The sequence below is a fragment of the Limnohabitans sp. Jir61 genome (assembly GCF_003063545.1).
GTDB lineage: Bacteria > Pseudomonadota > Gammaproteobacteria > Burkholderiales > Burkholderiaceae_C > Limnohabitans.
The window spans coordinates 1-23,806 of the sequence record NZ_NESD01000003.1; the positions used below are offsets into that span (position 1 = coordinate 1).

23 protein-coding genes are annotated in these 23,806 nt (G+C 55.8%); 8 read left to right on the forward strand and 15 right to left on the reverse strand.

The annotated features are described in order from the left end of the window. From B9Z35_RS09820 to B9Z35_RS09860, 9 genes are all read right to left on the reverse strand, one after another. On the reverse strand, positions 1–160 hold a 160-nt coding region (locus B9Z35_RS09820; protein WP_233246560.1), incomplete at its 3' end, for a GTP-binding protein. Between the two features lie 132 nt (positions 161–292). Continuing rightward, the gene (gene fusA / locus B9Z35_RS09825; RefSeq protein WP_108283539.1) at positions 293–2,395 is read right to left on the reverse strand and encodes an elongation factor G; all 2,103 of its coding nucleotides are present in this window, start codon (positions 2,393–2,395) and stop codon (positions 293–295) included. Positions 2,396–2,410: 15 nt separating this feature from the next. Then, positions 2,411–2,881 carry a 30S ribosomal protein S7 gene (gene rpsG, locus B9Z35_RS09830; RefSeq protein WP_108283540.1) on the reverse strand — a complete coding sequence of 157 codons (471 nt, stop codon included), beginning with the start codon at positions 2,879–2,881 and terminating at the stop codon, positions 2,411–2,413. 194 nt (positions 2,882–3,075) lie between these two features. Then, on the reverse strand, positions 3,076–3,453 hold the full coding sequence (gene rpsL, locus B9Z35_RS09835; protein ID WP_057674148.1) for a 30S ribosomal protein S12: 378 nt from the start codon (positions 3,451–3,453) through the stop codon (positions 3,076–3,078). 129 nt (positions 3,454–3,582) lie between these two features. Further along, positions 3,583–4,707, reverse strand: coding sequence for a D-alanyl-D-alanine carboxypeptidase family protein (locus B9Z35_RS09840; RefSeq protein ID WP_233246561.1), 1,125 nt, complete (start codon positions 4,705–4,707; stop codon positions 3,583–3,585). 115 nt (positions 4,708–4,822) lie between these two features. Beyond that, entirely contained in the window at positions 4,823–5,446 is a 624-nt protein-coding gene (locus B9Z35_RS09845; RefSeq protein ID WP_108283542.1) for an alpha/beta hydrolase, read from the reverse strand. A 3-nt stretch (positions 5,447–5,449) separates the two neighbouring features. Next, a complete protein-coding gene (locus tag B9Z35_RS09850; RefSeq protein WP_108283543.1) occupies positions 5,450–5,785 on the reverse strand; it encodes a ferredoxin in 336 nt (111 codons plus the stop codon). A 9-nt stretch (positions 5,786–5,794) separates the two neighbouring features. Continuing rightward, positions 5,795–6,892, reverse strand: a complete 1,098-nt coding sequence (locus tag B9Z35_RS09855) for a VanZ family protein (RefSeq protein WP_108283544.1) — start codon at positions 6,890–6,892, stop codon at positions 5,795–5,797. Between the two features lie 15 nt (positions 6,893–6,907). Continuing rightward, positions 6,908–7,339: a CopD family protein gene (locus B9Z35_RS09860; protein ID WP_108283545.1), complete on the reverse strand. Its 432-nt coding sequence runs from the start codon at positions 7,337–7,339 to the stop codon at positions 6,908–6,910. A gap of 212 nt (positions 7,340–7,551) precedes the next feature. Between B9Z35_RS09860 and hemB the strand changes: the two genes are divergently transcribed. Continuing rightward, on the forward strand, positions 7,552–8,562 hold the full coding sequence (gene hemB / locus B9Z35_RS09865) for a porphobilinogen synthase (protein ID WP_108283546.1): 1,011 nt from the start codon (positions 7,552–7,554) through the stop codon (positions 8,560–8,562). 38 nt (positions 8,563–8,600) lie between these two features. Here hemB and B9Z35_RS09870 read toward each other — a convergent pair whose 3' ends face one another. Then, positions 8,601–9,284, reverse strand: a complete 684-nt coding sequence (locus B9Z35_RS09870; protein ID WP_108283547.1) for a dienelactone hydrolase family protein — start codon at positions 9,282–9,284, stop codon at positions 8,601–8,603. 115 nt (positions 9,285–9,399) lie between these two features. On the opposite strand from B9Z35_RS09870, the gene B9Z35_RS09875 reads away from it, so the two are divergent. After that, positions 9,400–10,146 carry an SDR family oxidoreductase gene (locus B9Z35_RS09875; RefSeq protein WP_108283548.1) on the forward strand — a complete coding sequence of 249 codons (747 nt, stop codon included), beginning with the start codon at positions 9,400–9,402 and terminating at the stop codon, positions 10,144–10,146. A gap of 12 nt (positions 10,147–10,158) precedes the next feature. Here the strand turns inward: B9Z35_RS09875 and B9Z35_RS09880 are convergent, their stop codons facing one another. Further along, on the reverse strand, positions 10,159–11,109 hold the full coding sequence (locus B9Z35_RS09880; protein WP_108283549.1) for a LysR family transcriptional regulator: 951 nt from the start codon (positions 11,107–11,109) through the stop codon (positions 10,159–10,161). Between the two features lie 106 nt (positions 11,110–11,215). Here B9Z35_RS09880 and B9Z35_RS09885 point away from each other — a divergent pair, with 106 nt between their 5' ends. The 3 genes from B9Z35_RS09885 to B9Z35_RS09895 all read left to right on the forward strand — a co-directional run bounded on the left by B9Z35_RS09885 (position 11,216) and on the right by B9Z35_RS09895 (position 15,815). Then, entirely contained in the window at positions 11,216–12,727 is a 1,512-nt protein-coding gene (locus tag B9Z35_RS09885) for a CoA-acylating methylmalonate-semialdehyde dehydrogenase (RefSeq protein ID WP_108283550.1), read from the forward strand. 381 nt (positions 12,728–13,108) lie between these two features. Continuing rightward, positions 13,109–14,830, forward strand: a complete 1,722-nt coding sequence (locus tag B9Z35_RS09890; protein ID WP_108283551.1) for a GMC family oxidoreductase — start codon at positions 13,109–13,111, stop codon at positions 14,828–14,830. Positions 14,831–15,056: 226 nt separating this feature from the next. After that, entirely contained in the window at positions 15,057–15,815 is a 759-nt protein-coding gene (locus B9Z35_RS09895; protein ID WP_108283552.1) for a TSUP family transporter, read from the forward strand. A gap of 31 nt (positions 15,816–15,846) precedes the next feature. Here the strand turns inward: B9Z35_RS09895 and mrdA are convergent, their stop codons facing one another. The 4 genes from mrdA to B9Z35_RS09915 are packed head-to-tail and all read right to left on the reverse strand — an operon-like array spanning position 15,847 to position 20,432. Next, positions 15,847–17,940, reverse strand: a complete 2,094-nt coding sequence (mrdA, locus tag B9Z35_RS09900; protein WP_108283553.1) for a penicillin-binding protein 2 — start codon at positions 17,938–17,940, stop codon at positions 15,847–15,849. After that, entirely contained in the window at positions 17,937–18,467 is a 531-nt protein-coding gene (gene mreD, locus B9Z35_RS09905; protein WP_108283554.1) for a rod shape-determining protein MreD, read from the reverse strand. The genes mrdA and mreD overlap by 4 nt, the downstream gene beginning before the upstream one ends. Beyond that, positions 18,464–19,384 carry a rod shape-determining protein MreC gene (gene mreC / locus B9Z35_RS09910; RefSeq protein ID WP_108283555.1) on the reverse strand — a complete coding sequence of 307 codons (921 nt, stop codon included), beginning with the start codon at positions 19,382–19,384 and terminating at the stop codon, positions 18,464–18,466. The genes mreD and mreC overlap by 4 nt, the downstream gene beginning before the upstream one ends. 4 nt (positions 19,385–19,388) lie before the next feature. Next, positions 19,389–20,432 carry a rod shape-determining protein gene (locus B9Z35_RS09915; protein WP_108283556.1) on the reverse strand — a complete coding sequence of 348 codons (1,044 nt, stop codon included), beginning with the start codon at positions 20,430–20,432 and terminating at the stop codon, positions 19,389–19,391. A gap of 92 nt (positions 20,433–20,524) precedes the next feature. On the opposite strand from B9Z35_RS09915, the gene gatC reads away from it, so the two are divergent. From gatC to gatB, 3 genes are read left to right on the forward strand one after another with little or no spacing between them, the layout of a single operon-like run. Further along, a complete protein-coding gene (gene gatC, locus B9Z35_RS09920; protein ID WP_108283557.1) occupies positions 20,525–20,830 on the forward strand; it encodes an Asp-tRNA(Asn)/Glu-tRNA(Gln) amidotransferase subunit GatC in 306 nt (101 codons plus the stop codon). Positions 20,831–20,840: 10 nt separating this feature from the next. Beyond that, positions 20,841–22,322 (forward strand): Asp-tRNA(Asn)/Glu-tRNA(Gln) amidotransferase subunit GatA, encoded by a 1,482-nt coding sequence (gene gatA, locus B9Z35_RS09925; protein WP_108283558.1) that lies wholly within the window; start codon positions 20,841–20,843, stop codon positions 22,320–22,322. A 1-nt stretch (position 22,323) separates the two neighbouring features. Further along, on the forward strand, positions 22,324–23,799 hold the full coding sequence (gatB, locus tag B9Z35_RS09930) for an Asp-tRNA(Asn)/Glu-tRNA(Gln) amidotransferase subunit GatB (protein WP_108283559.1): 1,476 nt from the start codon (positions 22,324–22,326) through the stop codon (positions 23,797–23,799). The last annotated feature ends 7 nt before the right edge of the window (positions 23,800–23,806 follow it).

The window sequence follows — 23,806 nt, forward strand, 5'->3', positions numbered from 1 at the left end:
GAGCCGCGTCAATTTGGTCGTAAGCCTTAGCTTCGCCGCCGAACTTCAAAGACAGGATCGTGGTGATCGCAGCTGTCAAAGTTGTTTTACCGTGGTCAACGTGACCAATGGTGCCAACGTTCACGTGTGGCTTGGTACGTTCGAATTTTCCTTTTGCCATTTCTTTTCTCCAAAGAGCAGTGCCCGTGTACAGGTTTTATGTCTGCACGATGCTGCTGATTCGCCCCGCACGGGTGACAGGGCGGCGCATCGTCGCAGACAGGGGCCACTTGCGCAGCCCCATGGGGTTTTTTTATTTAGCGCGAGCGGCCACGATGGCTTCTGCAACGTTACGTGGAGCTTCAGCGTAGTGCTTGAATTCCATCGTGTAAGTTGCGCGACCTTGTGACATCGAACGCAGGGTGGTTGAGTAACCGAACATTTCAGACAATGGCACTTCAGCTTTAATTGCTTTACCGCCACCGACCATGTCGTCCATACCTTGCACCATGCCGCGACGTGAGGACAAATCGCCCATCACGCTACCAGCGTAGTCTTCAGGTGTCTCAACTTCCACAGCCATCATGGGCTCCAGAATGACTGGCTGAGCTTTGCGGCAACCTTCTTTGAAACCAAAGATAGCTGCCATCTTGAACGCCATTTCGTTCGAGTCCACATCGTGGTACGAACCGAAGTGCAATGTGACCTTGACGTCAACGACTGGGTAACCAGCCAACACGCCTTGGCTCAACGCTTCGATCACGCCTTTTTCTACTGCAGGGATGTATTCGCGAGGAACCACGCCGCCTTTAATAGCGTCAACGAATTCAAAGCCTTTGCCAGCTTCTTGAGGCTCAACCTTGAGCACCACGTGACCGTATTGACCCTTACCACCGGATTGACGAACGAATTTGCCTTCGGCTTCTTCGACAGTCTTGCGGATGGTTTCGCGGTAAGCCACTTGAGGCTTGCCAACGTTGGCTTCAACGCCGAATTCACGCTTCATGCGGTCGACAATAATTTCCAAGTGCAATTCGCCTTGACCACCAATGATGGTCTGGCCAGATTCTTCGTCAGTTTGCACGCGGAAAGAAGGATCTTCTGCAGCCAAACGTGACAAAGCCATGCCCATTTTTTCTTGGTCAGCTTTTGTCTTTGGTTCAACAGCTTGGCGAATCACGGAATCAGGGAACACCATGCGCTCCAAAGTGATCACTGCGTTTGGATCGCACAAGGTTTCGCCTGTGGTCACGTCTTTCAAGCCCACGCAAGCAGCGATGTCGCCCGCACGGATTTCGTCCACTTCTTCACGGTTGTTGGCGTGCATTTGCACGATACGACCGATACGCTCTTTCTTACCGCGCACCGAGTTGTAAACCGTGTCGCCCTTTTTCAGAACGCCAGAGTAAACACGCACGAATGTCAACTGACCCACAAATGGATCGGTCATCAACTTGAACGCCAACGCAGAGAATTTCTCGTCATCGTCAGCCTTGCGGATCACTTCTTTTTCGTCTTCGTCAAAGCCCTTGATGGCTTTCACGTCGAGAGGAGAAGGCATCAATTCAAGCACTGCATCCAACATACGTTGAACGCCTTTGTTCTTGAACGCTGTGCCGCACAACATTGGTTGAATTTCGCTGTTGATGGTGCGAACGCGCAAGCCGTGTGTGATTTCTTCTTCAGACAAGTCACCCTCTTCGAGGTACTTGTTCATCAGCTCTTCAGAGGCTTCAGCCGCAGCTTCAACCATCTTCTCACGCCACTCTTTGGCCACTGCCACGAGGTCAGCTGGGATCTCTTCGAAGGTGAACTTCATACCTTGAGACGCTTCGTCCCAAATGATGGCTTTCATCTTGCGCAAATCAACCACGCCTGTGAAGTTATCTTCAGCGCCGATTGGGATCACGATTGGCACAGGATTGGCCTTCAAGCGCAATTTCATCTGGTCCACGACCTTGAAGAAGTTGGCACCTGTACGGTCCATCTTGTTCACAAAGGCCAAACGTGGCACTTTGTACTTGTTGGCTTGACGCCACACGGTTTCAGACTGGGGTTGCACGCCACCCACAGCACAGTAAACCATGCAAGCACCGTCGAGCACGCGCATGGAACGCTCAACTTCAATCGTGAAGTCAACGTGACCAGGGGTGTCAATGATGTTGATGCGGTGGTCAGCGAAAGAGCCATCCATGCCCTTCCAAAAACAAGTGGTCGCAGCAGAAGTGATCGTGATGCCACGCTCTTGCTCTTGCTCCATCCAGTCCATGGTGGCAGCGCCATCATGCACTTCACCAATCTTGTGGTTCACACCGGTGTAATAAAGAATACGCTCTGTCGTTGTGGTTTTACCAGCGTCAATGTGCGCTGAAATACCAATGTTGCGATAGCGCTCAATGGGGGTATTGCGGGCCATGTTTTACCTTTGAATTTAGAAGCGGAAGTGGCTGAACGCCTTGTTGGCTTCGGCCATGCGGTGAACTTCGTCACGCTTTTTCATGGCACCGCCACGACCTTCAGACGCTTCCAACAATTCGTTGGCCAAGCGCAAAGCCATGGACTTTTCACCGCGCTTGCGAGCGGCTTCTTTCAACCAGCGCATGGACAAAGCCAAGCGACGGACTGGACGAACTTCAACGGGCACTTGGTAGTTAGCACCACCCACGCGGCGGGATTTAACTTCCACCATGGGCTTGACGTTGTTGATGGCCACAGTGAACAACTCGAGCGGATCTTTGCCCGATTTTTGTTCGATTTGCTCCAAGGCACCGTAAATGATGCGCTCGGCAACAGCTTTCTTGCCGCCTTCCATGATCACGTTCATGAATTTGGACAGCTCAACATTACCGAACTTTGGATCCGGCAAGATTTCACGTTTAGGGACTTCGCGACGACGTGGCATTGTTTCACCTCATATTGCTTCAGTTGGCACTCTTTCGAGAGCCCGGAAAGTCATCATGACTTCCACTTACTCGACCCACACCCAACATGGATGCTTCGGGCCACTTCGTTTTGCATCGTCTGCCTGACGACCAAAACACCGATTTGACGAATTAAGCCTCGCTAAGGCTGATGGCCATTAGGCCTAGAGAGCAATTAAGCCTTCTTAGGACGCTTTGCACCGTACTTAGAACGCGATTGCTTACGGTCTTTAACACCTTGCAAATCGAGCGAACCGCGCACGATGTGATAACGCACACCTGGCAAGTCTTTGACACGACCGCCGCGCACGAGCACAACGCTGTGTTCTTGCAAGTTGTGGCCTTCACCGCCGATGTACGAAATGACTTCGAAACCGTTGGTCAAGCGAACTTTGGCAACTTTACGCAGCGCAGAGTTTGGCTTCTTAGGCGTCGTGGTGTACACACGGGTGCACACGCCACGGCGTTGTGGAGAGTTTTGCATCGCAGGGCTTTTGGACTTGATCGTTTCGACCTCGCGCCCCTGACGCACCAATTGATTGATGGTTGGCATTGTTTGTAACGTCCCTAAACGTTGAAATTAAAAGAAAACGTGAATCCCTTCGGAAATTCCGAAAAGCCTTCTAGTGTATCAGCAACAAGGGTGGGAGGCAAATCTAGTCCGAAATGCCTCAAAAAGGGCTTATTTCACCCACAACCGCACGGTGTCCCATGCGCGGCCCACAAAACCGGCTTGCTCTACGGTTTCTAGCACCAGCAAAGGCACATCCACAAGCGGCTTTTGGTCCAAAGTCACCTTCAAAGCACCCACCGCTTGGCCGCGGTTGAGGGGCGCCAGCAAAGGCTCGGGACGCGCCACTTGGGTTTGGATGCGGCCAGCAGCGCCAGCTGGCACCGCCACCACGATGGGTGCAAAGCGGCCCAGCTTGACTTGGCCGCCTTGGCCTTTCCAAACATTGGGGGTCACAACGGCTTGGTTGGCATCAAACAACTTAATGGCATCAAACGCGGTGTAACCCCAATTCAACAGTTTTTGCGACTCGGTGGCGCGCGCGTTCTCACTGGAAGCACCCAAGACGATCGACAACAAGCGACGTTGCCCCACGCCAGGCGCATCACGCTTGGCGGTGGCAATCAAGCAAAAACCGGCGGCATCGGTGTGGCCTGTTTTCAAACCGTCCACACTGGGGTCACGGAACAACAACAAATTGCGGTTGTTTTCGTTGGCGGCAGGTGTGCCTGGGTAGCGGTATTTTTTGATCGCGTAATAACCCACGTAATCAGGAAAGTCTTGCATCAAACGTCCGGCCAAGATGCTTAGGTCGCGCGCTGTGGTGGTGTGGCCTGGCTCAGTTAAGCCTTCTGGGTTTTTGTAACCGGTAGATTTCATGCCCAAGACTTTGGCTTGCGCGTTCATCATTTGCACAAAATGCTCCACTGTGCCGCCCACGCCTTCTGCCAGCGCCATGGTGGCGTCATTGCCCGATTGAACAATCATGCCTTTGATCAAGTCTTCGACTGGCACTTTCATCTTGGGATCGATGAACATGCGAGAGCCGGGCATCTTCCAAGCGCGCTCACTCACGCCAAAGGTTTGTTGCAAGCTAATCTTCTTCGCCTTGAGCGCATCAAACACGATGTAAGCCGTCATCAGCTTGGTCAATGATGCGGGCTCAATGGGCTTGTCTGCATCCAACTCCGCCAAGGTTTGCTGAGCCGTCAAATCCACCAGTAAATACGCACGGGCAGCAATTTCAGGCGGCTGCGGCACTTGGGCTTGCGCCTGAAACACACAAGTCAAGCCCATCAAAATGCCGATGAAAGTGGTGCGCAGGAATCGTGTCATTGCTGTCTTCTGATGAAAAATGAATCAAAGAATTGACGCGTCTGGGATGCAAACGCTGCGTGGTCACGGGCCGGGCTTAACCCTGAAGATGCCGCACCACTAAATTCTTGAGAAGTGGCAATTGTCCATGAAAGAAATGACCGCCACCTGGCACCACCGTCACAGGCAGACTTTGCGGACGCGCCCAGTCCATCACCGAGGCCAATGACACCGTATCGTCTTGCTCGCCGTGTACCACCAAGGTTTTGTCGTGCAACTCGGCCGCAATGGGGGCCACCGTGAAACGCTGTGCAGCCGTGCCCACGAATGCCACTTTCTCAATCTGGCGATGCGCCTGAAGTTCAGCCAAGGCATGGCTGGCCACAAACGAACCAAACGAAAAACCTGCAATCGCCAATGCGCCATTCGGCGCGACTTGTTCGACCACACTCAAAAAGTCGCACGCTTCGCCTACACCAGCATCATGCTCACCCGCTGAACCACCCACGCCACGAAAGTTAAAACGCACCACGGTCCAGCCACATTGCACAAAAGCACGCGCCAGTGTTTGCACCACTTTGTTGTCCATCGTGCCGCCAAACAGCGGGTGTGGGTGGGCCACGATGGCCACGCCGCGTGATGCACCTTCAGGCTCGTCGCGCAAAGCTTCGATAACGCCGGCTTCGCCTTGCAGTGTGATTTTTTGGGTCTGCGAATTCATGGCTCAGCGCCCCACGTTGGCGGGCACTACCAAGCGTTCGACCACTTGGCCATTCTTCAAATGGCTTTCCACAATCTCGTTCACATCGTTCTTGTCCATCACGGTGTACCAAACACCCTCTGGGTAAACCACTGCCACGGGACCACCCGCACAGCGGTCAAGGCAACCAGCTTTGTTCACGCGCACACCGCCAACACCTGCAAGTCCCGCAGCTTTCACTTGAGCTTTGCAATGGTCAAACGACTCTTGTACGCCATGGTTTGCACAGCAATCTTGGCCGTTATCACGCTGATTCAGGCAGAAAAAAATGTGGTGTTTGTAATAAGAGGTTTGTGTCATGAAGAGATTTTAGTTTTGTGTGCTGCGCTCGCGCGACAAGCGCACCAGCGCCAGCATCATCACAGCGTAAGGCCAAAGCCAACCGAGCCATTGCACCAAGCCGTGAAAACGCACAAATTGCCCCTGCTCCCACGTTTGCAAGGTTTGAGCGAAATAGGCGCTCTCTGGCGATTGGTTGAGCACGCTTTGCTGGACCAAGACCGCCAACAACAGAAAAGTCCATGCGATGCGTGCCGACAGCGGTAGAAAAACCAAGGCCACCACACAACCAAAAATCAAACCCAACATCACAGGCAAATCAAGCCACGTCCATGCATGCACAGGCCCATAACTCAGCGCAGCAGACAAAGCACTCATGCCCATCGCCATGGCCAGCACGGCCAGCAAGTACAAGAATCTTTGCCCCACCTGGCGAATCACACCAAAACCCAACAAGCACGGCACAAGCAAGCCCAGCATCACGCACATCAACTCAGCGCCTGGCAGTAACGGTTCTAATTCAAAGGCACGCAGCGGAATCCAGTCTTCAAACGGCGTGGCTTCGAAGGCACTGGTCAAGGTGTCTTCCACACGCTCCCACACTTGGCCCAACCCCAACGGCACGGCCACTGGGAACAACAGGGCCGCAGGCCACACTGCCATCAACACCAACGCCATATAGGCATCGCGCACAAACCAACGTTCACGGAACTGGCTCCAGCGGCGTAGCAACCCAAGGTGTTCAAGTGAGTTGGCCAACACCGCACCAATAAATGCACCCAAGGTATTGAGTAAGAAATCTGGCAACGAAGGCACGCGCGCTGGCAAATAGCTTTGCAAACCTTCCATCGTCAATGACAGCAAAGCAGCAGCCAGCGTGGAGAGCAACACCTCTCGCGTTTGCCAGCCCATGCGCATGGCACTCAAGGTCAAGAAGAAACCCAGCGGTGCGTAGCCCAGCACATTGGCCACCACATCAAAGCCCAACCAATATTTGGGCCAGGGCGCAGCGAGGAAAGACCAAGTCCAAATACCTTGGTCACGCCAATGATCAAACGGATAAAGGCTGGCGTAGACGATCAACGCCACGCATATTTGCGAGAGGGGCCAAGCGGAGGTTTTACGCATGGTCCAGCCGCTGTTTTAGAAAGGTTTGACGACCACCAAGATCACCGCGATGGTCAGCAAGACGACGGGAATCTCATTGAACCAGCGGTACCAAACGTGACCGCGCGTGTTGGTGCGCGCTTCGAACTTGCGCAGCAAACGTCCACAACCGTGGTGATAGCCCAACGCCAACAACACGATGGTGAGCTTGGCATGCATCCAACCATTACCCACGCCCACTAAACCAATGCCGTAATAGAGCCAAAGCACCATGCCTAAGCCTACCGCTGGCAGCATCAACAAAGTCGTGAAACGCATCAGCTTACGAGCCATCAACAGTAAACGGGCTTCTTCGGCTTCTGATCCTTCAGGCACAGAAGCCAAATTCACAAAAATCCGCGGCAGGTAAAACAGGCCCGCAAACCAGCTGGCGACGAAGATGATGTGAAAAGATTTGATCCAAAGCATGGCTGCAGTTTAGCCGCGGTCAAAAAAAGCCCGACACGAGGTCGGGCGAAGTCATCCGAGCGCTTTGACACGTCAGACGCCCGCTTAGGGAGGAAAAGCGGGGAGCAGCAAGCTGCCCAAGGGCAATCTAGCAAAGCATTTCTTGGGGCTCAATGGGGCAAACACCGCTTTTTGCACCTTGGCGACACCGATAAACAGGCACAATTTCACCCATGCAACACCCATTCGCCTCCTTCCCCGCCAACCGCCCTCGCCGTTTGCGCCGTGACGACTTCACCCGCCGCTTGGTGCGCGAACACGCGTTGAGCGTGAACGATTTGATTTACCCCGTCTTCGTGCTCGAAGGCGAGAAACGCCGCGAAGCCGTGGGCTCGATGCCGGGTGTTGAGCGTCTGAGCTTGGACTTGTTGTTGCCCGTGGCCGAGCAATGTGTGAAGCTGGGCATTCCTGTGATGGCGCTGTTCCCCGTTATCAGTGCACACCTCAAAACACCCGATGGCATTGAAGCCACCAACCCCGACGGCCTCGTGCCCCACGTGGTGCGTGAGCTGAAAAAGAATTTCCCAGAGCTGGGCGTGATGACCGATGTGGCGCTTGACCCTTTCACCAGCCATGGCCAAGACGGCTTGCTGGATGACACTGGTTACATCTTGAATGACGTCACCACAGAGATGCTGGTCAAGCAAGCGTTAACGCAAGCCGATGCTGGCGTGGACATCGTGGCGCCCAGTGACATGATGGACGGCAGAATTGGAGCGATTCGAGCAGCGCTCGAATCACGTGGCGCGATTCATACGCGCATCATGGCTTACAGCGCTAAATACGCCAGCGCGTTTTACGGCCCGTTTCGTGATGCGGTCGGCTCTGCCTCTAACTTGGGCAAGGCCGACAAAAAGGTTTACCAAATGGACCCCGGCAACACCGACGAAGCCCTACGCGAAGTGGCGCTGGACATCGCCGAAGGCGCAGACATGGTCATGGTCAAACCCGGCATGCCTTACCTCGATGTGGTGCGTCGCGTGAAAGACGAATTCAAAGTGCCCACCTTCGCCTATCAAGTCAGCGGCGAATACGCCATGCTCAAAGCAGCCGCCGTCAACGGCTGGCTCGACCACGACGCTGTGATGATGGAAAGCTTGCTGGCCTTCAAACGCGCTGGTGCAGATGGTGTGCTCACCTACTTCGCCATCGACGCCGCAAAGAAACTACACGGCCTAGCCTGAAGCGCAGCGCGGGTCACTGCGCGTGCGTGGGCCGGTCCTTAGCCAACGTGCTTGGCAAAAAACGCCAAGGTGCGGTGCAAAGCCATCTTGGCTGACGCCTCTTGGTATGCACCTCGGTGGTCACAGTTAAAGCCGTGGTCAGCTGGATACAAATGCACCTCCACCTCGGGGTGAGCGTGCTTGAACTTCTCCACGGTTTCCAAAGGAATCCAATGGTCTTGCTCGGCGTAATGCGCCAGCACAGGGCAGTCTGGATGACGCGCAATTTCTTCGTCTGTGGTTGAACCACCGCCGTAGTAAGGCACTGCCGCGCTAAGCCCCTTGACCAACGCCGCTGCACGCCATGTGAGCAAGCCACCCCAGCAATACCCAACGATGCCCACCTTGCAACCACTGGTCTTGGCGGCGTAATCCACGGCGGCTTGAATGTCAGCCATAACGCCTGGAGCGGGCATAGCCTCAATTGCTGCTTTCAAAGCCATGCCGGCTTGCATGTCGTCTGGCGTGTAGCCCAACTCCACACCATGCTTGGCGCGGTGGAAGGTGGCAGGTGCAACCGCCAAGTAGCCCTGAGCTGCATAACCATCCGCCACTTCGCGGATGTGCGCGTTGACACCAAAAATCTCTTGCAGCACCACGATGGCGCCTTTCGGTGCACCCTTGGGCTGGGCCACATAAGCTGAAAATTCAAAGCCATCGGTGGCGTGGAGTCGAACAGTCATAAATGCCTCTCTTAAGTTTTTCTGAAATCACTATCAAACAGGTTACTCGGTTTTCAAAACCTTCGGTGTATCGTGCCGCCCATCAGCTTGCAAAGCACGCACACAGGAGACAGATATGAAACCCGTTCTCTTAATCACTGGCGCTAGCCGCGGTATTGGCGCTGCCACCGCCTTGTTGGCAGCTCAACAAGGTTGGGCGGTGGCCGTGAATTACGCCAGCAACGCCTCGGCTGCTCATAGCTTAGTGCAGCAAATTCAAGCTGCGGGCGGCACGGCGATCGCCGTGCAAGCCGATGTGGGCGACGAAGCGCAAATCTTGCGCATGTTCGCTGAGGTCGACAACAAACTTGGGCGTATTTCAGGTCTCGTCAACAACGCGGGCGTGGTGGATGTGACCGCCAAAGTGGAAGCTCAAAGCTGGTCACGATGGGAACGCATGATGCGCATCAATGTGCTGGGCTCGTTTGCCTGCGCGCGTGAAGCTGTCAAACGCATGAGCACTGCTCACGGCGGTTCGGGCGGCAGCATCGTGAATGTGTCGAGTGCTGCTGCTCGTCTAGGCGCGCCTGGGCAATACGTGGATTACGCCGCCTCCAAGAGCGCGATTGATGCCTTCACCATCGGTCTGGCCAAAGAGGTGGCCAACGAGGGCATTCGCGTCAACGCCGTACGGCCGGGCTTGATTGACACCGACATCCATGCCTCGGGCGGCCTGCCCGACCGCGTGCGCGACTTGTCGCACTTGGTCCCCATGCAACGCGGCGGCACGGCGGAAGAAGTGGCTCAAGCCATCGTATGGCTGCTGAGCGATGCTGCCAGCTACACCACCATGACATTCATCGAAGCTTCGGGCGGCCGCTGACCCTACGGGCCACTAAGCGGCAAAGCCTTCGGCCAAAGTTTTGCGCAAATAGTCCACAAATGCAGTTACCGCTCGCGGCACATGGGGTGAATACGGGCGAATGGCATAGAGCTGCTCAGCAAACGCGCCCACGGGTTGCCAGTCTGGCAACACCTGTACGAGCTTGCCTTGTTGCAAGGCCGCTTGCGCGCTGAAGTCTGGCAACAGTGCAATACCCAACCCCGTTAAAGCGGCCTCCCTTAACGCCTCGCTGTTGTTCGCCGCAAGCTGTCCTGTTACCGGCACGGTGATGCGTTCATCATTCGCTTTGTCTTTTGCTTTGGGCTTCGCACGCGCCAGCGTCCATGTGGGCGTGTCTTGCGCGCGCAAGTAGTGCAGGCAGTTGTGGTCTTGCAAATCAACGGGGGTTTGCGGCGTACCCGCACGGCGCAAATAGGTTTTGCTGGCCACCAACACCGAATGTGTGCTGCACAAAGTCCACGCCACATGTGTGTCGGGTGGTCGTGCCGTATGACGGATGGCTAAGTCAAACCCTTCCGTGGCCAAGCTGCTGAGCCGGTCCGACATGTCCAACTGCAAACGCACGTCTGGGTAGTCGCGCAAAAAGTCCGCCAAACGCGGAGTCAGCTGCTGACGCGCAAAGGCCACGGGGGCTGTCACGCGCAACAAGCCGCTTGGCACCCCGGCCAAATCGCGCACTTGCGCAAAACTGTGTTCGATTTGCTCAAAAGAGGCACGCGTGTCATCCACCAACCGCTGCCCTGCCTCGGTCAATCGCACGCTGCGCGTGGTGCGCTGCACCAGTGGCACGCGCGCAGCACTCTCGAGCTCGGCAATGCGTTGGCTCATGGCGGCCTTGCTCACTCCCAAGCGTGTGGCTGCAGCGGTGTAGCTACCTTGCTGCGCCAACACACTGAGCCAATGCAGATGGTGCCAGAGTTCGCTGATTTTTTGATCATTCATACCTCGATTGTTCACTATTTTGAACAATAAATTCAAGGTTTAACCCTTGTTGGATGCACAAGCCCTGCCTACACTGCGTCATCTTTTCCACACAACGAGACACACCATGACACAAGCCCACATCGCGCATTACATCAACGGCGCAGTTGCCAACGGCAGCAGCACGCGCACACAACCTGTCTACAACCCCGCCACAGGCGCGGTCACTGGTAATGTGAGCTTGGCCAACGTGGCCGATGTGAACGCAGCCGTTGCCGCTGCACAAAAAGCTTTCCCCGCATGGGCAGACACCCCACCTTTGCGCCGCGCCCGCGTGATGTTCAAGTTCTTGGAACTCATCAACCAAAACAAAGACAAGCTGGCTCACATGATTACCGCTGAGCACGGCAAGGTGTTCACAGATGCCCAAGGCGAAGTCAGCCGTGGCATCGACATCGTCGAGTTCGCCACTGGCATTCCTCAGTTGCTCAAGGGCGACTACACCGAGCAAGTGTCCACCGGCATCGACAACTGGACCATGCGCCAACCCCTCGGCGTGGTGGCAGGCATCACCCCGTTCAACTTCCCCGTCATGGTTCCTGCGTGGATGTTCCCTGTCGCCATCGCCGCTGGCAACACGTTTGTGTTGAAGCCAAGCCCGATTGACCCAACACCTGCACTCTTCATGGCTGAATTGCTCAAGCAAGCTGGTTTGCCAGACGGCGTGTTCAACGTGGTTCAAGGCGACAAAGAAGCTGTGGATGCTTTGTTGGTTCACCCCGACGTGAAAGCGGTCAGCTTTGTAGGCTCCACACCCATCGCCAACTACATCTATGAAACTGGTGCACACCACGGCAAACGCGTGCAAGCCTTGGGCGGCGCGAAAAACCACATGGTGGTCATGCCCGATGCCGACATCGACCAAGTGGTCGACGCTTTGATCGGCGCAGCTTATGGCTCAGCAGGCGAGCGCTGCATGGCCATCAGCGTGGCAGTGCTGGTGGGTGATGTGGCTGACAAAGTCATTCCTAAACTCATCGAACGCACCAAGTCTTTGCAAGTGCTAGACGGCGAAAACCTTGCCGCCGAGATGGGCCCTATAGTGACCGACGTTGCTCGCCAACGCATCAAAGGCTACATCGACGCGGGCGTGGCCGAAGGCGCGCAGTTGCTGGTCGACGGTCGTGAGTTTGCAGGCGCCAAAGCGGGCAAAGGTTGCGACAACGGCTTCTGGTTGGGCGGCACTTTGTTTGACCACGTCACCACCGACATGAAGATCTACAAAGAAGAAATCTTTGGTCCCGTGTTGTCTTGCGTGCGCGTGCCCGACTTTGCGAAGGCTGTGCAAATCATCAACGACCACGAGTTTGGCAATGGCGTGAGCTGCTTCACCCGCGACGGCAACGTGGCCCGCGAGTTTGCGCGCCACATCCAAGTGGGCATGGTCGGCATCAACGTGCCAATCCCAGTGCCCATGGCGTGGCACGGTTTTGGTGGCTGGAAGAAGAGCTTGTTTGGCGACATGCACGCTTACGGCGAAGAAGGTGTGCGTTTCTACACGAAGCAAAAGAGCGTCATGCAACGCTGGCCTGAGAGCATTGGCAAGGGCGCTGAGTTCGTCATGCCAACATCTAAGTAACTTTTTCTCTTTGAGGTATGGCGCTGTTGCGCGTGCATCGGCAGCTTGGGGCGGCATGTTTTGCTCCTCGTCTGCTGCGCATCCGAATGTCGCGGCAACATGCCACCCCAATCTACCGCTGTACACGCAAGGGCGCTCTAACGTACACGGGTACAGGTACAGGCACAGACGACATGCATGGACCAATGCTGCATCAGCAGCGAGGCCCATGTTGTCAGAGAAGGGGCGGGCTGGGCGGTGTGTTGCAGCGACATTCGGATGCGCAGCAGACGAGGAGCAAAACACACTGCCCAGCTCGCCCCTGCTCTGACAACTACAACAACGAACGCACACAAGCAAGCTACCATCCATCACATAAACACAAAGACTTGAGACATTGGCATGAGCGACACCCAATTTGACTACATCATCGTCGGCGCAGGCACAGCCGGCTGCTTGCTCGCCAACCGCTTGAGCGCTAACGCCAGCAAACGTGTCTTGCTCATCGAAGCCGGTCGCAAAGACGATTACCACTGGGTGCACATTCCTGTTGGCTACCTATATTGCATTGGCAATCCCCGCACTGACTGGCTCTACAACACAGCCCCCGATGCAGGCCTGAATGGCCGCAGCTTGCGCTACCCACGCGGCAAGGTGCTTGGCGGCTGCTCCAGCATCAACGGCATGATTTACATGCGTGGTCAAGCGCGTGACTACGACCAATGGGCCGACATCACGGGCGATTCCCGCTGGCGCTGGGACAACGCCCTGCCCTATTTCAAACTCCACGAAGACCACTACCTCGGTGCCAATGCCATGCACGGCGCCAAAGGTGAGCGCAGTGATGTGCTGCTGGCCGACAACACGGTGTACGGCGAAACCTTGCGCCACCACATCGCGGGCGGTGAATGGCGCGTCGAGAAACAACGCTTGCGCTGGGATGTGCTCGACGCATTTGCACAAGCGGCTGTAGAAGCGGGCATTCCCGCCACCGACGACTTCAACCGCGGCAGCAACGAAGGTGTGGGCTACTTTGAGGTCAACCAAAAAAGCGGCTGGCGTTGGAACACAGCGAAGGCCTTCATTCGCCCCACTTGCTACGCACGTCCTAACTTTGAACTGTGGTCATCCGCACAAGTCGCCAAACTCGTGATGAGCACCGATGCCGATGGCACACAGCGTTGCACAGGTGTGGAAGTGTGGACGGGCCATAGTTACACCACCGTCACTGCCAAACAATCAGTGGTGCTGAGCGCTGGTGCGATTGGCACGCCTCAAATTTTGCAGCTCTCTGGCCTTGGCCCTGCAGAACTACTCAAGCAGCACGGCATTGAGCCGGTCATTGATTTGCCTGGCGTTGGCGCCAACTTGCAAGACCATTTGCAAATTCGCTCCGTGTTCAAAGTTGAGGGTGTGCAAACCCTCAACACCTTGGCCAGCAGTTGGTGGGGCAAAGCCAAGATTGGTTTGGAATACGCGTTCAAGCGCAGCGGCCCCATGAGCATGGCGCCTTCTCAGCTCGGTGCTTTCACCCGAAGCAGCCCCGATCAGCCTTACCCAAACATTGAATACCACGTGCAACCGTTGAGCCTTGATGCGTTCGGCGACCCGCTGCACAGCTTCCCCGCGTTCACCGCCAGTGTGTGCAACTTGAACCCGACCAGCCGTGGCACGGTCAACATCACCAGCGCCAACTTTACCGATGCACCCAAAATTGCTCCCAACTATCTGAGCACCGAAGCTGACCGCAAAGTCGCTGCCGATTCATTACGCGTCACACGCCGCATTGCAGCCCAACCAGCACTCGCTAAGTACAAGCCTGTTGAATACAAACCAGGCGTGCAGTACCAAACCGACGAAGACTTGGCGCGTTTGGCGGGCGACATTGCTACCACCATCTTCCACCCCGTAGGCACGGCGCGTATGGGTCGCATCGACGATCCGCTGGCTGTGGTGGACCCTGAATTGCGTTTACGCGATGGACGCGGCGGCGTTGTGCGAGGCCTGCGTGTAGTGGATGCCAGTGTGATGCCCACCATCACCAGCGGCAACACCAACAGTCCAACATTGATGATGGCCGAGAAGGCTGCGCAATGGCTTGCACATGAGGCCGAGCAATGCTGATGACGACAAACCTAGGGTTAGCCCTCAAGGGAATGTCCTAGGCAAAACCCGACATAGCCGCAATTACAGTCATGTCACTCGATGCAGTGGTAACGCTGTGATCACGAGGGTCTGAGGAGACATACACAACAGACGCTTCCACAGGAACGTCACCCCGAAAAGGCACCGGTCACCCCGGTGCCTTTTGCTTTATGGTCGCGTCTTAATTCACGACACAATCCCTTGCATGGAACTTTTTTTCACCACCTTCGCCTCAGCCTTGGCTGGCTTTGTAGATTCGATCGTGGGCGGCGGTGGCCTCATCTTGCTACCGGCCTTGTTTGCGGTCTACCCGACCACCACCCCAGCCACTTTGTTTGGCACTAACAAAAGCGCCTCAGTGTGGGGCACGGCCTTTGCCACTTGGCAGTACAGCCGACGCATCCAGGTGAGCTGGTGTGCTTTGCTGCCAGCAGCTGCCACAACCATGGTGGCCGCATTTGCGGGGGCATGGTTGGTCACTTTGGTGTCCCCCGAGTTTTTACGCCGCTTGCTACCTGCTGTGTTGCTGGTGGTGCTCATCTACACCCTCATGCGCAAAGATATGGGTCGACACCACACACCGCGTTTTCAAGGTCGTGCCGAGCTGTTGGCAACATCCGCAATCGGATTAACGATTGGTTTTTACGATGGTTTCTTTGGTCCAGGTACGGGCAGCTTCTTTGTGTTTTTAATGGTGCGTTGGTTGGGCTATGACTTCCTTAACGCCTCGGTCGCAGCCAAGCTGCTTAACCTCTCTAGCAACATTGCTGCACTGACCTTGTTCACCCTGAAAGGCCACGTTTGGTGGCACATGGCGCTGCCATTGGCGATGGCCAATGTGGCAGGCAGTTTGTTAGGGACGCGCATGGCGCTGCAGCACGGCGCGGGCTTTGTCCGCGGCATGTTCCTGGTGGTGGTGAGTGCGCTGATCTGTAAAACCAGCTACGACGCTTTCTTGCGTTAAATCGCTACAGAGGCCATCAAACTTTGGCGACTTAGCGAACCCCGCTAGCCGCTGACTTTTGCACAAGGGCTGGCACAGGTGTCGGCTTGGCAGCTGCCGATGCAGCCTTCTCAGCCGTTGCCGCAGCTCTTTCAGCGGCAGATGCAGCAGCAATGGGCTCCTCTACCGCCAACTCCGCCGCCTTGGGAGGCCAAGGCACATTGGCCACGGCACGAGGCTTGCCAATGGGTCGGGTCGCTTGTCCCTTTTGCACAGCCTCAATGTCTTCTTGCGAGGGGTATTGCCCCATGATCACAAAATCAAACACACGGCGTGCAATAGGTGCCGCATTTTGCGCACCAAAGCCTGAGTTTTCTACGACCATCGCCAAAGCCACCTTGGGATCATCCGCTGGCGCAAAGGCCACAAACAAGGCATGGTCGCGCATGCGCTCATCGATGGTGGCGGCGTTGTACTTTTCGTTTTGCTTCACGGTGTAGACCTGCGCTGTGCCAGTCTTACCTGCGCTCACATACTGCGCGCCCACAAAGCTGGTGGCCGACGTACCTTCAATGTTCACGCCAACCATGCCTTTTTTGATCACCTCTAAGTTCTCGGGCGTCAAAGCCAACTGTTCGACAGGTTCTTTGGCCACAGCGGTAGAGGCTTTGGTTTCCACATCCAACACTTCGCGAACCAAGTGCGGTCGCATCTTCAAACCGTTGTTAGCCACCGTGCCCATGGCTTGTGCAATTTGCAGCATGGTGAAGTTGTTGTAGCCCTGACCAATGCCTAGCGAAATGGTTTCGCCGGAGTACCAGCGCTGCTGCTCTGGCTTTTTATAGGTAGTGCGCTTCCACTCTGTCGAAGGTAAAACACCACGCGACTCACCCAAAATATCGATGCCCGTGATTTGTCCAAAGCCCAAGGGCTTCATTTGATCGTGCATCAAGTCCACGCCCATGTCACGTGCCAACGTGTAGTAATAGGTGTCGCACGACTCGACGATGGACTTGTACATATCGACCGAGCCATGACCACCTTCTTTGTCATCGCGGAAACGGTGGTTACCAAACATGAAAAAGCCGGGATCAGAGATGATGGTTTTCTCTGCGCGCTTGCCAGTTTGCAAGGCAGCCAGCGCCATAAATGGCTTATAAGTCGACCCCGGCGGATAAGTTCCGCGCAATGCACGATTGAGCAAAGGCTTGTCAATCGACTCGTTCAGTGCAGCCCAGTTTTCAGCGTCAATGCCATCCACAAACAAGTTGGGGTCAAACGTGGGCTTGCTCACAAAGGCCAGCACTTCGCCCGTTTTTGGATCAAGCGCAACGAGCGCGCCACGACGTTTGCCGTACAGGTCTTCGACCAGCTTTTGCAGCTTGATGTCGATCGAGAGCACCACGCTGTTGCCGGGAATGGCTTGGCTGCTGTTAAGGCGTCGCACCGCGCGGCCACCGGCCGAAGTTTCCATCTCTTGCACGCCAGTAGTGCCATGCAATTGCTTTTCGTAACTTTGCTCAACGCCAAGCTTGCCGATGTAGTCGGTGCCGCGGTAGTTGCCTGAATCTTCCGACTCTTCAATCTTGCCTTTTTCGGCTTGATTGATACGCCCGATGTAACCAATCACATGGCTGGCCAATTGGTTGTATGGGTAGTTACGGAACAAACGCGCACGAATTTCAACGCCGGGGAAACGATAGCGCTGCGCAGCAAATCGGGCCACCTCTTCATCCGTCAAACGGTTGCGGATGGGCACTGATTCGAAGCTCTTCGATTCACCCAATTGCTTTTTAAAGCGGCGTTTATCGCGCGCCTGAATGTCAATCACACTCGACAGCTGCTCAATCACCTCTTCAAGAGGCGCGACAACTCTGGATGCGGTAATTTCAAGCGTGTAGGCCGAGTAGTTGGTGGCCAACACAATGCCGTTGCGGTCCATGATGACACCACGGTTAGGCACGATGGGCACGATGGCCGTTCGGTTGTTTTCAGCTTGCGCGTTCAGGTCGTCATAGCGCACCACCTGCAAATAAAACAAGCGCACAGAAAGCAACCCAAACAACACCAAGATAGAGCCCGTCACCACCACCATACGCGACCTGAAGCGTCGCAGGTCGGACTCGATGTCGCGAATCACCCTCATAGCGGTCGGTTCGCGTCTGGGTTCGGTGCGCGACGTTGAGGCGCCAACAAAAACACGCTGACCACAGGCCACAACAAAGCCTCAAGCAATGGCGCCAAAAAGATAGTCCAGCCAGGAAACAGGGCACCAGACATGATGCGAACCGTCAACTCTAAGGCGTGTGCGGCAACAAACATTGGCAACACTTGCATGGCTTGCGAAGGCACAGTGAACCAAAGCAAACGACGATGCATTAAAACCGCCATGAAACCCAAGGCGGTATAAGTCAATGCATGCTGACCCAGCAGCGCCGATTGGTGCACATCGGTTGCCACGCCAAAGAAAAAAGCGACGCCAATGCCGACCAAGCGTGGTTGATGTACGCACCAAAACACCAAGACCAAAGCCAAAAAGTCAGGCATCCAAGCTGCATTACCCACCAAGCTGATATTGGCCACCATATTGGTGAACAAAGCTGCAATCAGCGTGCTCAATACAAACAAGGGATTGGCGGGTAATAACAGCTGTTGGCCGCGAGGCATGATCATTTGCGACCACCTTTCTGCGAGGCCACGGGCTGTACTTTTTCAATTTGTGGGCGCGCTGGCAGTTGATCGCTCAAAGGCTCCAGCACCATCACATGGCGTGCGCCTTGTACGCGACCCACGGGCTCGCACAAGATGCGCGCAAATGCGGTTTCTGCTCGGCGCTCGACCTTGGATACTTTTCCTACCAAAACACCAGCTGGATAAATGCCATCCACACCGCTGGTTGACAACATGTCACCCACTTCAATGTCCGCATTGGTCGCCATGAATCGCAGCTCAAGCAAAGGTGCGCCGCCAGATTCGCCGTAAGCCACGCCACGCGCGCCAGTGCGAGTGTTGAGCACGGGAATGGAGTGTTCGCGATCGGTAACCAACGTCACTTCACTCAGCAATGGCAACACGTGCGTCACTTGACCCAAGATGCCATGTTCGTCCATGACTGGAGAACTAGGTTTGATGCCATTGACCATGCCTTTGTCAATGATCAGTTTCCGCGTGAAGGGGTCGGCTGCGTCATATAACACCTCTGCCGTTTGCCCCTTTGTTTCTAAACGCTTGCTCAAGTTCAACAACTCGCGAAGTTGTTTGTTTTCAAGCGCCAGCTGCTCGACTTGTCCCGAGCGACGGGCCTGCACCAGCAGTTGCTGGCGCGCCTCCCGCTCAGAGGCTTGCGCCACATCGCGCTCTTGCATGTATTCGCCCGTGTACTCCATGAACACTTGCGGGCGCATGGCCAACCACTGCACGGGGTACAACGCCACCGACAAGGTGGCACGCAAAGGCTGGGTCACACCAAACCGCACGTCAGCCACCATCAACAGCACCGACAAGGCGCTGAAGAAAAGTAATTTAGAGACGGCTGAAGGGCCTTGCTTGAAGAAGGCCGGGGGGGAGCGGTCGAGGGTGCCCAGTGGCACTTAATTATTCGCTCGTGAAGATGGAGCCCAAACGCTCCATGCGCTCAAGGGCCAAGCCACAACCACGCACCACGCAGGTAAGTGGATCTTCGGCCACCAACACTGGCAAGCCAGTCTCTTCGGCCAGCAAGCGATCGAGGTCACGCAACAACGCGCCACCACCGGTGAGCATCATGCCGCGCTCGGCAATGTCTGCGCCCAGTTCGGGAGGCGTTTGCTCCAGCGCGTTTTTCACGGCGGAGACGATGTTGTTCAGTGGGTCTGTCAACGCTTCCAAGATTTCGTTGGAAGAGATGGTGAAAGAACGTGGCACACCTTCAGAGAGGTTGCGACCTTTGACTTCCATTTCCTTGACTTCAGAGCCTGGGAATGCAGAACCGATTTCTTTCTTGATGGCTTCAGCCGTTGGCTCGCCAATCAACATGCCGTAGTTGCGACGGATGTAGTTGATGATGGCTTCGTCAAACTTGTCGCCACCCACGCGCACGCTGCCTTTGTAGACCATGCCGCCCAAAGAGATCACGCCCACTTCAGTGGTACCACCACCGATGTCGACCACCATCGAACCCGAAGCCTCAGACACAGGCAAACCTGCGCCGATGGCTGCGGCCATGGGTTCTTCAATCAAGTACACCTCAGAGGCACCAGCACCCAAAGCCGATTCGCGAATCGCACGACGCTCCACTTGGGTAGAACCGCAAGGCACGCAAATGATGATGCGAGGGCTGGGCTTCAACACTGAGCGTGGGTGCACCATCTTGATAAATTGCTTGAGCATTTGCTCAGTCACGGTGAAGTCGGCGATCACGCCGTCTTTCATGGGGCGAATCGCTTCGATGTTGCCGGGCACTTTACCCAACATGGCCTTGGCTTCGTGGCCCACGGCTTGAATGGTCTTCTTACCTTGGGGGCCGCCTTCGTGGCGAATTGATACAACCGATGGCTCGTCCAACACGATACCTTTGTCGCGCACATAAATCAGGGTGTTGGCGGTACCGAGGTCAATCGCCAAATCGGTGGAGAAATACCGACGAAAAGATCCAAACATGTCTGTCCTCAAAGCTAGCCCGCGGGCGCGGACACAAAGACAGGATAATACCGCATCGCCCGTAAACCACGGGTTTATCCCATTACAAAAGTATGTCCCTGAACGACCAAGACATCAGCCGCATTGCCAACCTGGCCCGGCTAGAGCTCCAGCCTGATGAACAGGCCCGCATGCTCAGCAAAATCAACGATTTCTTCGGCATCGTCGAACAAATCCGCGCCGTGGACACCACGGGCGTCGTGCCCATGGCCCATCCCGTGGACGCCATGCAAGGCGCGCATATCGAACTGCGCCTGCGCCCAGACGTGGCCAGCGAGCCCAACCAACGCGACCTGAACCAACAAAGTGCCCCAGCCGTGGAGCGTGGTTTGTTCTTGGTTCCCAAAGTGATTGAGTAAGGCTTAAACCATGACCCAATTGCACAACATGACCGTGGCCCAACTGGCCCAAACACTCCAAACCAAGCAAGCCAGCGCTGTCGAAGTGGCCACGGCCTTTTTGGCACGCGCGGGCGGCAACCCGCACAACGCGTTTTTGGACATCAACAGCGAAGTGACGCTGGCTCAAGCCCAGGCCAGCGATGCCCGCATTGCCGCTGGCACAGCAGGCGCTTTGGAGGGCGTACCGATTGCGCACAAAGACGTGTTTGTCACCCGCGATTTCGCCACAACCGCTGGCTCCAAAATTCTGAGCGGCTACCGCTCACCATTTGATGCCACCGTGGTTCAAAAGCTAGGCGCTGGCGTGAACGACCAAAACGGCGCCGGCATGGTGAGCTTGGGCAAAGTCAACTGCGACGAGTTCGCCATGGGCTCAGCCAACGAAAACTCTGCCTACGGCCCAGTGACCAACCCTTGGGACACCTCGCGCGTACCTGGCGGCTCCTCCGGCGGCAGCGCTGCTGCAGTGGCCGCACGCTTGGCGCCCGCTGCCACAGGCACTGACACCGGTGGCTCGATTCGCCAACCGGCCAGCTTTTGCGGCATCACCGGCATCAAGCCAACCTATGGCCGCGCCAGTCGCTACGGCATGATTGCCTACGCATCAAGCCTTGACCAAGCAGGCCCCATGGCTCGCACCGCCGAAGACTGTGCGTTACTGCTGTCTGCCATGTGCGGTGCTGATTTGGACCGCGATTCAACTTCGCTAGACGTGCCTGCCGAGAACTTCTCGGCCAAGCTCGGCGACAGCTTAACTGGCCTGCGTATTGGCATTCCCAAAGAGTTCTTTGGCGAAGGCCTCGCCGCCGACGTACGCACGACGATTGACGCAGCGCTCAAAACGCTCGAAGCCCAAGGTGCCAAGCTCGTGCCCATCACTTTGCCGCGCACTGAGCTGGCCATTCCTGTGTACTACATCATCGCGCCCGCCGAAGCCAGCTCGAACCTGAGCCGCTTTGATGGCGTGAAGTTTGGCCACCGCGCCAAGGACTACACCGACCTCGTGAACATGTACAAAAAGACACGCGCCGAAGGCTTTGGCGAAGAGGTCAAACGCCGCATCATGACCGGCGCTTATGTGTTGAGCCACGGCTACTACGACGCGTACTACCTGCAAGCGCAAAAAATTCGCCGCATGATCGCAGACGACTTTCAAAGCGCCTTTGCTGAGTGCGATGTGATTGCCGGCCCCGTGGCCCCCTCCGTCGCATGGAAATTGGGCAACAACGCCAGCGACCCGTTGGCTGACTACTTAGCCGACATCTTCACACTGCCAGCCTCATTGGCTGGCTTGCCCGGCATGAGCATGCCCGTGGGTTTCGGCAAGGGCCATATGCCTGTGGGCATGCAGCTGATTGGCAACTATTTGCAAGAAGCGCGCTTGTTGAACGTCGCACACCAGTACCAATTGGCCACTGACCATCACCTCCAACAACCGGAGGGCATTTGAAATGACAGCTAAATTAGTTCAAGGCTACGAAGTCGTCATTGGCTTCGAAACACACGCTCAACTCTCCACCAAGAGCAAAATTTTCAGCCGTGCCTCAGTGGCGTTCGGCGCAGAGCCCAATACGCAAGCTTGCGCGGTGGACATGGCCCTGCCAGGCACGCTGCCCGTGATGAACATCGGCGCAGTCGAACGCGCCATTGAGTTTGGCTTGGGCGTCAACGCACACATTGCCGAGCGCAGCATCTTTGCTCGCAAAAACTACTTCTACCCCGACCTGCCCAAGGGCTACCAAATCAGCCAGTTTGAAATTCCAGTGGTGCAAGGTGGCGAGGTGTCGTTCTTCTTGGAAGTTGGCAAAGAGACCGTGCACAAAACTGTGCGCCTAGAGCGTGCCCACCTCGAAGAAGACGCGGGCAAATCGTTACACGAAGATTTCATTGGGCAATCAGGCATCGACTTGAACCGTGCGGGCACACCACTGCTAGAAATCGTCACGCAACCCGACATGCGCTCTAGCGAAGAAGCTGTGGCCTATGCCAAAGAACTGCACAAAATCGTCACGTGGATTGGCATTTGCGACGGCAATATGCAAGAAGGCTCGTTCCGTTGCGACGCCAACGTTTCGGTGCGCAAGCCCGGGCAACCGTTGGGAACTCGCCGCGAAATCAAGAACTTGAACAGCTTCAAGTTCATGCAACAAGCCATCGACTATGAAGTGCGCTGGCAAATCGACCAAATCGAAGACGGTCACGCCATCGAACAAGCAACGGTGTTGTTTGACCCTGACACGGGTGAAACACGCGCCATGCGCACCAAGGAAGACGCCGCTGACTACCGCTATTTCCCAGACCCAGACCTGCCACCGTTAGTCATTGGTCGCGATTGGGTTGAGCGCGTGAGAAGCGAAATGGCCGAGCTACCGCGCGTCATGGCTGAACGCTTTGTCAAAGACTACGCATTGCCCGAATACGACGCCACTTTGCTCACACAAAGCAAAGCCACTGCCGCTTACTTCGAAGCCGCAGCCAAAGCCTGCGGCCAACCCAAATTGGCAAGCAACTGGATCATGGGTGAAGTCTCTCGCCGCTTGAACAGCGGTGAGGTGACGTTTGACAACATCCCTGTCAGCGCCGCACAACTGGGCGCATTGATCAGCCGTATCAGCGACAACACCATCAGTAACAGCGCTGCACGCCAAGTGTTTGAAGGTTTGTGGAATAAAGAAAGCCCCTCCGGTAGCGGCGAAGGCGATGTCGACGCACTCATCGAAGCCAAAGGCCTCAAACAAATCAACGACACGGGCGCGTTGGAAGCCATCATCGATGAAGTGCTGGCCGCCAACCCCAAGAACGTGGAAGAGTTCAAAGCGGGCAACGCCAAAGCCTTGAACGGTTTGGTCGGACCCATCATGAAGGCCAGCAAAGGCAAGGCAAACCCTGCGCAGGTCAATGAACTCTTGATGAAAAAACTGAGCTGATCACAGC